At 30.3% G+C, this 11,740-nt stretch carries 9 protein-coding genes; 8 read left to right on the top strand and 1 reads right to left on the bottom strand.

The annotated features are described in order from the left end of the window. Nucleotides 1-154 precede the first annotated feature (154 nt). The 6 genes from IEV63_RS12795 (at nucleotide 155) to IEV63_RS12770 (ending at nucleotide 6,258) form a co-directional block, all read left to right on the top strand. The gene (locus IEV63_RS12795) at nucleotides 155-571 is read left to right on the top strand and encodes a hypothetical protein (RefSeq protein ID WP_188407214.1); all 417 of its coding nucleotides are present in this window, start codon (nucleotides 155-157) and stop codon (nucleotides 569-571) included. A 230-nt stretch (nucleotides 572-801) separates the two neighbouring features. Beyond that, complete coding sequence (locus IEV63_RS12790) at nucleotides 802-1,110, top strand: hypothetical protein (RefSeq protein ID WP_188407213.1); 309 nt, start codon at nucleotides 802-804, stop codon at nucleotides 1,108-1,110. Between the two features lie 67 nt (nucleotides 1,111-1,177). Further along, nucleotides 1,178-1,429 carry a hypothetical protein gene (locus tag IEV63_RS12785; protein WP_188407212.1) on the top strand — a complete coding sequence of 84 codons (252 nt, stop codon included), beginning with the start codon at nucleotides 1,178-1,180 and terminating at the stop codon, nucleotides 1,427-1,429. A gap of 54 nt (nucleotides 1,430-1,483) precedes the next feature. Next, nucleotides 1,484-2,002, top strand: a complete 519-nt coding sequence (locus tag IEV63_RS13165; protein ID WP_188407211.1) for a stage II sporulation protein M — start codon at nucleotides 1,484-1,486, stop codon at nucleotides 2,000-2,002. Nucleotides 2,003-2,872: 870 nt separating this feature from the next. Then, nucleotides 2,873-5,080 carry a DNA cytosine methyltransferase gene (locus IEV63_RS12775; protein ID WP_188407210.1) on the top strand — a complete coding sequence of 736 codons (2,208 nt, stop codon included), beginning with the start codon at nucleotides 2,873-2,875 and terminating at the stop codon, nucleotides 5,078-5,080. Then, entirely contained in the window at nucleotides 5,077-6,258 is a 1,182-nt protein-coding gene (locus tag IEV63_RS12770; RefSeq protein WP_188407209.1) for an MvaI/BcnI restriction endonuclease family protein, read from the top strand. The genes IEV63_RS12775 and IEV63_RS12770 overlap by 4 nt, the downstream gene beginning before the upstream one ends. Nucleotides 6,259-6,544: 286 nt before the next feature. On the opposite strand, the gene IEV63_RS12765 is transcribed toward IEV63_RS12770, so the two are convergent. After that, the gene (locus tag IEV63_RS12765) at nucleotides 6,545-8,074 is read right to left on the bottom strand and encodes a SulP family inorganic anion transporter (RefSeq protein WP_188407208.1); all 1,530 of its coding nucleotides are present in this window, start codon (nucleotides 8,072-8,074) and stop codon (nucleotides 6,545-6,547) included. Nucleotides 8,075-8,437: 363 nt separating this feature from the next. Between IEV63_RS12765 and IEV63_RS12760 the strand changes: the two genes are divergently transcribed. Together IEV63_RS12760 and IEV63_RS12755 are read left to right on the top strand one after the other, a co-directional pair. Continuing rightward, nucleotides 8,438-9,163 carry a hypothetical protein gene (locus tag IEV63_RS12760; RefSeq protein ID WP_188407207.1) on the top strand — a complete coding sequence of 242 codons (726 nt, stop codon included), beginning with the start codon at nucleotides 8,438-8,440 and terminating at the stop codon, nucleotides 9,161-9,163. Between the two features lie 157 nt (nucleotides 9,164-9,320). Continuing rightward, nucleotides 9,321-10,154, top strand: coding sequence for a hypothetical protein (locus tag IEV63_RS12755; RefSeq protein ID WP_188407206.1), 834 nt, complete (start codon nucleotides 9,321-9,323; stop codon nucleotides 10,152-10,154). The last annotated feature ends 1,586 nt before the right edge of the window (nucleotides 10,155-11,740 follow it).

Here is an 11,740-nt window from a genome sequence, read left to right as displayed (position 1 = left end):
AGCGCATAACAAAAATGGCGAGATTTGTGCTGAAACGGGAGTTTTATTTATTTTTAGAAAGTAAAAAACCTTAACCGAAAAGTTTGCGCATTTTAAGTCGCCATTTATGTTATGCGCGAGACGTTGGCAACCATTTACCAATCACAAATAATATATGATAGATATAGATAAAATACCAAGACATTTAAAAACACTTTTAATAAATTCTGTTTTACTTCCATTTTGGTATATCTCTATTTATATTTTTCATCCTAAATTTTATAAAACTGATGACTTTTTAATTATTGCTTCAGTTTGTATTGGATTAACAATAGTTTCATCATTATTAACGTCAATTATATTGACACTTTCTGAAAAAGAAGCGCATATATTAGAAGAAAATATAGTTGTTCCGTCTGTAGCAATACAAGTAATACTCTTATCATTAATTATTTTTTTAGGTTATTTATTTAAAGTGTTTTTTGATAAAATATTCTATTTCTATGGTTTTTTATTGACTTATTTTGGAATAATTATATTGATAATAATAATTGATTTGATTAATGGAAGAAATAATCCCGAAAAAAAATAAACATTACTGACATAAAAATAACTGCCATAAAAAAAGAATATATAATATATAATAAAAAACGGTTGCCAACAGCGCATAACAAAAATGGCTGAATTTTGCGTAAAATTGATAGTATTTTCATGTTTATAAAATTTAATGTTTAACCGAAAGACTTGCGTATTTTAGCTCGCCACTTTCGTTATGCGCAAGACGTTGGCTGTAATTTTAAAAGAAACTAAAAGAATAAAATAATGAGTGAAAAATTCTTATGCCCAAAATGTAAAACAAAAGTACCATTTAAGGAGACTTTTAATTTTAAAAAAAACCATATAACAAAATGCTCCAATTGTGGAGCAGAATTAACTCCAAAGAATGTGAAATCTTGGAATTTTGGTTTTTTTATTGGATTTATTGGTGTTGTAATTCCAGCTTACACAATACTTCATTTATATAAAAGTTTTCTTTTAGCGGTATTTGTAGGCATTGTTACTGGGGCTATCGCAATATTAGGCATAGCATATTATACATATTTAACAACAGAATTTAAAGAAATAGACTGAAAGTCTGACGGTCTTAAAATGTTCAGGCATATTGTTTAATCTAATTTTCAATTCTATGAAAAATAAATTGAAAAGTCTTGTAGCTCTTGTTGCTATCTGTGGAACATTCGGTTTTGTATCTAACACTGATGTTCAAGCTAAAGCTGGTGAAGTCTGGCTTGGTATCACTTATGTAATGGCAGAAAATGGTGCTTCTAATGAAGCGACATTAGCTGTTGGTGCAATAGGTGTGGCAGATGCGGCTGTATGGGGTTTTGCTGTGGGTAGTGTTGCAACTCCTGTTGCAGGTGCCGTAGCTGGAGCAGTTGCAGGACTATAAACTGCAAATCGGAGAGTAATTTTGCTCTCCGATTTTTTTAAAAACTTAGAATTTATGGACAAGAAAATAATAATTTTATCCTTGACGACATATATTATTGGATTTGTTGTGTCTTTTTTTATAAATATTGATTTGACAAATTCAAATAATATTAAAACAATACAATTTATAGAAGAACTTCAACAGATGCAAAATTATGATTTATGGTTACGAATATTAAAAAACAACATCTACGTGATAATCTTCAATATTCTAGGAGGATTTTCATTTGGACTGTTGACTTTTGTAAATACTACTTACAATGGGTTTATTCTAGACTATTTAATAAAAAATTTATTAGTCAATTTTGATAATAATTTTATATTCAATCATTTAATGCCCCATTTTATTGAAGTTGTTGCAATTGTCTTATCCTGCTATTTAGGTTATAAAGTAGGCTTATATATTTTTCAATATATATTTAAAAAAAGGAATATGAAAATTTCAAATTCTGATTACTATATATGTACAATTTGTTTTTTATTAATTTTTATTTCATCAATACTTGAAGCCTATGTTAGTACAATTCAATAAGATTGAAAAATATTTTTGGTTAATTATAGTAATGGCAACATCTTTTTTTTATCTCAACGTTTCTATATTAGCTAATGATTTTCAAAGGCAGATATCAGTATCCAACAACTTTCTTGAATTCCTTTATTCTGCAAATAATTTCGTTGCTTTTTGTATTCCTTTAATAGCATATATTTTTTTTGCATTGACTACGAAAATTATGCTTTTTATTGTTGATATGAATATGGAAAACAATTACGAGGAAAAAATAAATATAAATGAATTACTCGGTTATAGTTTTATACCATTATTAATATTTATGATTTTCTATTTTTTCAACTTAGCTTTTCTAGATAGTAATATTAACTCGATTGATGATTTGGATAAAATGAGTTTTGTTTTCAACCTCACATTTAATGATTTTAAAATATTAAGTTATATAAGTTGGTTTCTAATTTATTTAGTTTTAATAGTGCAGTTAGTTTTGAACGAAAAAATCGAAATTTTAAAGTCAATTTTAATTGTTTTTTTACCAAGTCTGATTTTATACGGTTTTAAAATTCTGTTCGGCTATCTATAAAAACTACAGCCAACATTGTATAAGCGTAATGCGGGCTAAAGTGCTAAAAATAAACGAATTGTATGTAAATAAACATAGAGGTAAACCGAAAGTGAAGTGCATATAATCCCGCACTACGCTTATACGTTACCGTTCTCTGCAAGCTAAAACCCACCGCACAGTCAAGCACATTTTATTGTGCTCGTGCCTCACAAAATAAAAAGAGCTTGCCTATTTCCAACGCTGAAACTGAACAAAAATCAGAATTAAATTGGAATTTAAAAAAATGTCCGTAAATTTGTCCGTGTACGTAAAAATGTCCGAGAATAATTATGGCAACAATTAATTTTTATTTAGACAAACCTGACAAAAAAGGATTTGCACCAATTCATCTACGAATAAACTGCAAAGGAAATCAGGTAAAGGTTTCCACAGGGCAAAAAATAGAGCCGAGAAATTTCAACAAATCCAAACAAAAGGCAATTGGATTAAGTGTTAAATCTAATGAAATCAATCACTATTTAGACTTTTTAAAAGAAAGAGCAGACGAACTCTTGCACCATTCTAACAAAAAAACATTTGTCCTAGATCAAATTAAAAACGCTTTAAATGAACACATAGAAAACTATAGACAAAGTAACAATGTAAACATAATTAAAGAGCAGGTTTCACTTTATGGTAAACCATTCACTTTTATAGATTTATTTGCTGGCGCTGGTGGTTTTAGTGAAGGTTTTTTGCAAGCTGAACATAATAATAAATTTTTCGATTTCGTTGTTGCCAACGATATCAATGAAAACTGTGAATTGACTCACGTTGCACGCTATAATCACCAATTAGGTTTAGATGCTGAATTTCTAAAGCAGGACATTACTGAACCAGATTTTTTAGATAATTTACTTGAAAAAATAAATGGACGTAAAATTGATGTAGTTTGTGGTGGACCACCTTGTCAAAGTTTCAGTCTTGCGGGAAAAAGAAAAAAATTCGATAAAAAAGATGACCTATTTTCTCACTATTTAGAAGTCATTAAGGTTTTACAACCTAAATACTTCGTGATGGAAAATGTAAAAGGCATTTTGACAAAAGAAGGTGGAAAAATAAAAGAATTAATTATAAAAGAAATCAACTCTATTGTTGATACTAAAGAAATTCCGTTACTAAATAATTTCATCAAAAAAATGCGGAAAGAATCGAATTCTTTTCTGTTTGACAGTATTATGAAACGTGTTGAACTTGAAAAATTGCTCGAAAAAGACAAAGAAGCAGGAAAAGCAGATTTTATCAGTTTTGTGGAAAATAGATTTAAGAAAATCACACCAAAAATTGCTGATTACAAAACAAGTAAAACGGACGAAAATATCAATACTATTCGACACGGTTTTAGTTTATTAGCAAGAACAAAAGAGTGGGAAAAACTAAAACGTGATATTATAAAAGAAAAAGACTTTTGTAATATTGATAATGATAATTTTGTAAATACTTTCACAGATTTTCTTACAGAAATCAGTTCAGAAAATGTTATATCGAAAATTGAAAATGCTTTTAAAATTTTAAAAGTTCCAAATGCTTATAAAAAAGATTGTGACGACATTATTACTGCTTTAAAAATCTATACAACTTCTTTCGATGAGTCAATAGAGATATTAAAATCAAATTGCAATAAATCACAAAAAAAGGAATTAGAAACTATTCTTGAAAGCATTAGACTTTACAAAATAGAAAAACCTTTTGTTGCTAACGCTTCAAATTATGGTGTTCCACAAAATAGAGAAAGAGTGCTTTTCATTGGTTGTCGTAAAGACCAAAAATATATTTCTGAAATTCCTGCAACCGTTTCTGAAGAAGAAAAAGTTACCATTTTTGAAGCTTTATATGATTTAGATTTTATCGGTAACAATCAAGAAGCTCACCGATACGAATTAGTTGATATTTCAACTCAATACAATGGTACTGCAAAGAAAATGGCTAAACTTTTAAAGAAAAGAAAAATTGATGGAAAGCCAATTTCTAAAGGTGGAAAATCTTTTGCAGAATGGTCAAGAAAAGGTAGATTAATTGAACGTTTCAAACCTCAAACAAAGCCTTTTTACGTAAAAAATACAGAAGCACTTGAAAATGGAGATAAATATTTCGACATACTCAATAATCATAAAACAAGTAATCAAAACGAAACTGTTGTTGAAAGACTAGGAGTTATTTTAAAAAATGGCGATTACAAAAAAGCTCAACCTGAATTAGAAAAATTGGGTCTTTCAACAAATAAACGAAACTATAATGTTTTAAAGCCAGACGAACAAAGTTCTACAATTATGACCATTGCAGATGATTATATTCATTATAATTCGCCAAGGTCTTTATCCGTCAGAGAAATGGCTCGTTTACAATCTTTTGATGATTCTTTTGTGTTTCAAGGGAAACGTTCAACTGGTGGTAATAATAGAAAAACAGAAGTGCCACAATACACTTTAGTTGGGAACGCCGTTCCACCTTTATTAGCAAGAGCAATAGCAAGTGAAATTTTAAAACATATCAAGTGAGAAAACTTACAGACGCAGAACAAGAAAAAATAAAATTACTGACTAAAAACCAAGTTTCTCTTACTTTAATTGAACCAACCGAAACTGGATTAAAAAAATCCATTATGGATGCAACTGGTTCCGTTCGCAGTTATTTGAAAAACGAGAATATTCACGATTATGAATTGCAGAATCAAGGTACAAAGAATAAAGTAATGCTTCCAGCAATTATTCATACTGGTTTTAAAATTATAAAATCAAAAACTTCTCTTTATCGTCCTTCAACTAAAAAAGGAGACCCAAGGATTTGGTTTTATGGATTAACAAAAGTTGCTGACCCGAACGATATTATTGGGATTACTTTTTATAATGATAGTTTTCAGGTTTTTAATTTGACAAAATTGGAAATCAAAGAATTAATTTATTCTTCAATTCTAAATCCATTTCAGGAATTAGTTAATGCAATTAGCACGTCAGAAAATGAAGTTGCTTTCGAGCTTTTAGCTATGTTAAGAAAAATTGCAAATGCTGGACCAATTCCTTCAATGGTAGATGCTGACACATCTGTAGGTCGAACACTTGAAACTGCACTCGGAATAAATATTAATTCTTCCAAACAACCAGACTATAAAGGAATTGAACTTAAATCATTCAGAAACAGCAGAACAAATAGAAAAAATTTATTTGCACAAGTTCCAGATTGGAAATTAAGTAAGTTTAAAAGTTCAGCAGAAATTCTTGACAATTTTGGATACGACCGTGATGATGATTTCAAATTGTATTGTACAGTTTCAGCAATTACGAGAAACTCACAAGGATTAAATTTAAGAATTGATAATGACATCAAACAACTCATTGAAAATTCTGATAAACCAGAAGTTGGAGATTTTGTGGTTTGGACATTAGACAAACTTCATAATCGACTAAAATCAAAACACAAAGAAACATTTTGGGTAGAAGCCGAAAGTACTAGAATTAATAATCGTGAACATTTTCAATATAAGTTAGTAGAACACACTAAAAAACCAATAACCTCACAATTTGACTTATTAATTGAACAAGGAATTATAACACTTGACCATCTAATTAAGAGAAACTCAAAAGGGAAAGTTGTCGAAAAAGGTCCTTTATTTAAAATTAAACCGAAAGGAATAGAATTATTATTTCCACCAAGTGAGAGTTATAACTTAATAGCATAGTGGAATTGCCAACGCTCAAAGCCATACACATTTGCAATTCACTCCAGCCAACCCACGCCCAAAATTGCAAATAAGTATGGCTTTCTGCCCTCGCTGAATGAATAGCAGAACGGAAAAAAGCCAGCAGAGAACAGCGTATATAAATAATGGCGAATTTCTTGCTTAATTGAGAATTTTTGTATTTTTATAAAAGTAAATAACTAACCGAATAGTTTGTGCATTTTAAGTCGCCACTATTCATATACGCAAACCGTTACCCACAAGCTAAAAAAACGACCAGCATCTATTAAACCTTATCGACTACAACTTTGTAATTTGGGTCTTCTATGACATTGACATCAATGATTTTATCGGCATTTTGAAGTAACTTTTGACAGTCAGCACTCAAATGGCGTAAATGGACTTTCTTGCCGACTTTTAAATAGCGTTCTGTAATTTTATTAAGAGCTTCTATTGCCGACATATCGACTACCCGACTTTCTTTAAAATCAATAATAACTTCATCAGGGTCGTTTAGAATATCAAACTTTTCATTAAAAGCAGTTACAGAACCAAAAAATAATGGACCGTAAATTTCATAATGCTTAATTCCTTGTTCATCAACTGACTTTCTTGCTCGAATACGTTTTGCATTATCCCAAGCAAAAACCAAGGCAGCTATAATAACACCCACAATAACTGCTAAAGCCAAATTATGCAAGAAAACAGTAACGAGTGTTACAACAACCATCACGAAAATATCGGATTTAGGCATTTTATTAAAAGTCTTCAAACTTGCCCATTCAAAAGTTCCTATAGCGACCATAATCATCAGACCTGTAAGTGCTGCCATTGGTAATTGCTCAATTAAACCAGCACCAAACATTACAAATGCTAAAAGTGCCACAGCAGCAACAATTCCAGACAGTCTTGCTCTTGCACCATTGGAAATATTAATAAGACTTTGGCCTAACATTGCACAACCACCCATTCCCGAGAAAACACCTGACAAAATATTTGCTGCACCTTGAGCAACGGCTTCTTTGTTCCCTCTTCCACGAGTTTCCGTAATTTCATCAATAATATTTAGCGTTAACAAACTCTCAATCAAACCAACACCAGCCATAATTGCTGCATAAGGAAAAATCAACGCTAGAGTTTCAAAACTAAAAGGAACGCTTGGAATATGAAATGGCGGAAAACCACCTTGAATAGACGCTATGTCACCAACTGTTTTCGTATCAATTCCAAATCCGACCACAATTCCAAAAACAGCCAAAATAGCAACTAATGAAGCAGGAATGGCTTTAGTAAGTTTTGGCAATCCCCAAATAATAAGCATTGTTAACAACACCAAGCCAAGGATAATATACAACGACTGACCAGTTAACCAATTTCCTGATGCGTCTTTAAATTGGTCGAGTTGCGACATAAAAATGATAACCGCCAAACCATTTACAAATCCGAAAATTACAGGATGTGGTACTAATCGCATCAATTTTCCTAATCTTAAAAATCCTGCTAACATTTGAATAATCCCTGCCAAAACAACTGTGGCGAAGACATATTCGGGTCCGTGTGATATTGCCAAAGCCACAATAACAACTGCCACCGCACCAGTTGCACCTGAAATCATTCCAGGACGCCCACCAAAAATAGACGTTATCAAACCCATTACAAATGCTGCATAAAGACCTGTCAATGGAGACAAGCCAGCAATTAAGGCAAAGGCAACTGCTTCAGGAACAAGAGCCAAAGCAACCGTAAGACCTGATAAGACTTCTGTTTTGTAATCTACTTTTTGTTTAAAATCGAATAAGTTTAAATATTTTTTCATATGAATTCCGTTACAAATGGCTATCCATTCGTCTAAATGTGTTTGTATTAAAATTGACTATTGAAACTGTTCTAAAGCGAACAAGGAAGTGATTGAGTACAGCGATTCAAGGCGGAGTGACCGCAGGCAATAGAAAATTATATGTTATCTTTGTACTCGTCATTTTTCAAGTTGCAAAGGTAATAAAAAATCTGACTTAAAAAAAGAAAAAAGCCAGTGGGTAACAATGGCTATACGTAATGCGGGCGAAAGTGCTGATATTAAAGTAATTACAGTAAATAAACTAACTGCTAAATGGAAAGTGAAGTGCCTTGAAATCCCGCACTACGCATAGCCGAGACCGTTGGCAAACATTATGAAAAAATGAAATACAAAATTAGAACAATATCAGTTTTTCATTTCGTATTTACATTTATGACAATACTATTGAGCTTTTCCTACATAGCTTATAGATTTAAAGAAGCAGCTGATATAAATCCCGATGAATTAATTGTTTTTATAACTGCTACGTTAATAATTATTGGAATATATTGGATTTCTGTAAAATTGACTTCTGGAATTGCTGAAATTGAGCTAACTAAAAGGGAAATTGAATTTAATTGGTTAAAAAAACCGATATTAAAGTCTCAAGATAATCTCAAATTCGATTTATATGAAATTGATAGTTGGAATATTCAAAGAGAATTTCACTACGATACCTTAAATATAAGTTCGAACTTTTCAAGCATGACCATTTCAAGATTTCCAGAATGGAGAAATGATAAGGATGATTATCAAAGTTTTATAAATTCTTTTTCAAATAAAATCGGAAGCATAAATAAAAAAAAGCTTAAGAGAAATAAAAGAAATGAAAAATCCAATCAAAAAGTAGATGATGAAAAACTTATTGTAGATCAAGAAAAAGTTTTTAAAAGCTCGAATTTACCCAAAATTCTATTGGGTGTTTACATCATTGTTATGATTCTCGGTGTTTTTTATGTTTATAATAATTGGAATACTGGAAAATCAAACATACTAATCGTAATTGCTGGGTTGAGTGGATGTATCTATTATATTAAAAAATATAGACAAAATCGGAACCAAAAATAACGTTTGCCAACAGCGCATAACAAAAATGGCGAGATTTGTGGCTGAAATGAAAATTTTGGTATTTTTAGAAAATTAAAAGTTTAACCGAAAAGATTGTGCATTTCAAGTCGCCACTTATGTTATGCGCGAGACGTTGTAAAACATTTAAAAACGAAATTTGAGAATTCTATTTATCACATTACTTTTAATTACAAAAATTTCTTCTTCTCAGGAAAATGTTGAGTTGAATGTAAATGCTTTGAAATATGAAATCAATGATGAATTTGAAAGGTTTAATGACATTAGAGATATTGTAAATATTAACAAACTACATTATTATTTTAAATCTGACTCAATTCTGATAATTGAAAATGATAATGTAGTATTAAGCGGCACAAATATTAAGTTAATTATTAATAATAAACTTCAGATAAAAGACGCCACATATAATTTTTGGACAGATAACCCCAACCCAGAAGTAATCTTATCTTACAAAGTAACAAGGGTAAATTTAATTTTAAATCAAAATCCATTCAAAACAATAAGTGGATTTCGTGGTAACTATAATTTAGAAATTCAAGAATACTCTAACGATTCATTAATTGATAAATATGAATATAAAGGTAAATTCAAATCCTTCGAAGAAATAAGTAAAGAATCAGTAGAATATAAGTGGGTTGTAAATCAAAATAAACCAGAGAAGAACTATATAAATTCTAATGGTGTTTATATTAATCCAGAAGTCCCACCAACTTTGAAATCAAATTATAATGGATTAATTAAAGAAATAAGGAAAATAGAAAAACTTGAATCTAAAAATATCAGAGCATTTATTGTGATTAACGAAAAAGGTAAAATTGAAAAATCACCTATCAGATATTCATACTTTTTAAATGATAAACAAAAATCAGAATTAACAAAATTGTTGATTGAATATACGGAATGGTATCCTGCTTGTGTAGATGAAATAGCAGTTAAATCTCAAATTCCGTTAATTATAAGTATCGAATGAAAAAACGTTTTACAACAGCGCATAACAAAAATGGCGAGATTTGTGATTGAAACGGGAGTTTTGTGTATTTTTAGAAACTTAAAGTTTAACCGAAAATTTTGTGCATTTTAAGTCGCCACTTATGTTATGCACAAAACGTTGGTATGCATTTAAAAAAAATAAAACTTAATAAGGGAAATTTGCGATTGAATATCAGAACGTTGAAAATGAATTACGTTGATGAAAATTGAATGAATAAATTAGAAACCTTTCTATGAATTCACATCTGATTTAAAAGCAAAACTCCGAATAGATTGCGCTGAATAAACTCAAGCCGACTAATGAATTTAGTGCTGAATTTTGAGATTTGGTCACTAAATCGAAAATCAGTGAAATGCCGAAAAACCATCTAAATGAAAATCAAAACGCCGATTGAATTTTGGAGATCGGAACTAGTGAATCATAGAAAAAATTCAGTTTTTAAATTCGGATTTTGTCATTTAAAAACAAATGACTGACAATCAAAACGCTGAACTGATTACAAAAAAATATTTCTCTGTAAAAAATTATTGATAACAAAATGAAATTTAAGGTTTCAACCAAACCTGTGAGTGAATAAAAATGAACTGAAAACAAAACTCCGAATAAAAAAAAACGCATACCAACAGCGCATATAGTTTATGGCTGGTTTTGTGTTAAACCGAAAATTATAGTATTTTTATCAACTTAAAGCTCAAGCGAATGGCGAGCGGTTTCAATTCCGCCACAAACCATATGCACGAACCGTTGGGCAAAATGTTGAAAAGAAAATTTCACTTCTAATTGAAATCATAATAAAGGAAATATTAGCTCTTTTTTTTAACTTTTGCGAATGAATTGAAATCCTGAATTTAAACTCAAAAACTCTGATTTGAACAATAGGTTGGGTAAAATGAAAATTAGGACAAAAAACAGAATAAATCATGAGTTATTACTTGCCAAAAATCCATGAACAAAGGAAATTAAAGGGCTGGCCAAAAGTCGAATTGACTCATATATGAAAACTGCGAAAAAACAGGATTGCGATTTTGGAATTAAGCAGTTTTAAGCCCAATCTTTTGGCTATGGACTAAAGTGATGAATGAAACTAAGCATTGTGAAAAATAAATTTGCATCTCAAAAATTGACTAGCCAAGCGGAATTAGAATAACAAATGATTTAAAATTAGTCTTAAAAACGATAAATATAGAATCCAAAAAAAGGAAATAACTGAAATGAAGTTTTTGGTTTAATTCTAAGGCAATGACATTTTAATGAGTGTATTGAAAAATGAAAATAGGAGAGTAGCAACTGGATGGAAAATCGGAACGCAAAACACTTTGCCCAACAGCGCATATAGTTTATGGCGGGTTTTGTGTTAAACCGAAAATTACAGTATTTTTATCAACTTAAGAGCTCATGCGAATGGCGAGCGTTTTTAATACCGCCACAAACCATATGCACGAACCGTTATGCTTTATTAGCTTTCAAAAAAACATTTAGGTAAAATCATATTTATTCTTCTAATTAGCTGAATTGAAAATGATGTATAAAATGATAAAACTGCTCTGAATTTGATTATGATTTTG

It is taken from the genome of Psychroflexus salis (assembly GCF_014640175.1).
In the GTDB taxonomy this organism is placed as follows: domain Bacteria; phylum Bacteroidota; class Bacteroidia; order Flavobacteriales; family Flavobacteriaceae; genus Psychroflexus; species Psychroflexus salis.
This window is presented reverse-complemented; position numbering and strand designations above follow the sequence as displayed.

Excerpts from the sequence above, each read along its gene's own strand:
- IEV63_RS12795 (WP_188407214.1), top strand. The coding sequence starts at position 155 with ATGATAGATATAGATAAAATACCAAGACATTTAAAAACACTTTTAATA.
- IEV63_RS12790 (WP_188407213.1), top strand. The coding sequence starts at position 802 with ATGAGTGAAAAATTCTTATGCCCAAAATGTAAAACAAAAGTACCATTT.
- IEV63_RS13165 (WP_188407211.1), top strand. The coding sequence starts at position 1,484 with ATGGACAAGAAAATAATAATTTTATCCTTGACGACATATATTATTGGA.
- IEV63_RS12775 (WP_188407210.1), top strand. The coding sequence starts at position 2,873 with ATGGCAACAATTAATTTTTATTTAGACAAACCTGACAAAAAAGGATTT.
- IEV63_RS12765 (WP_188407208.1), bottom strand. The coding sequence starts at position 8,074 with ATGAAAAAATATTTAAACTTATTCGATTTTAAACAAAAAGTAGATTAC.
- IEV63_RS12760 (WP_188407207.1), top strand. The coding sequence starts at position 8,438 with ATGAAATACAAAATTAGAACAATATCAGTTTTTCATTTCGTATTTACA.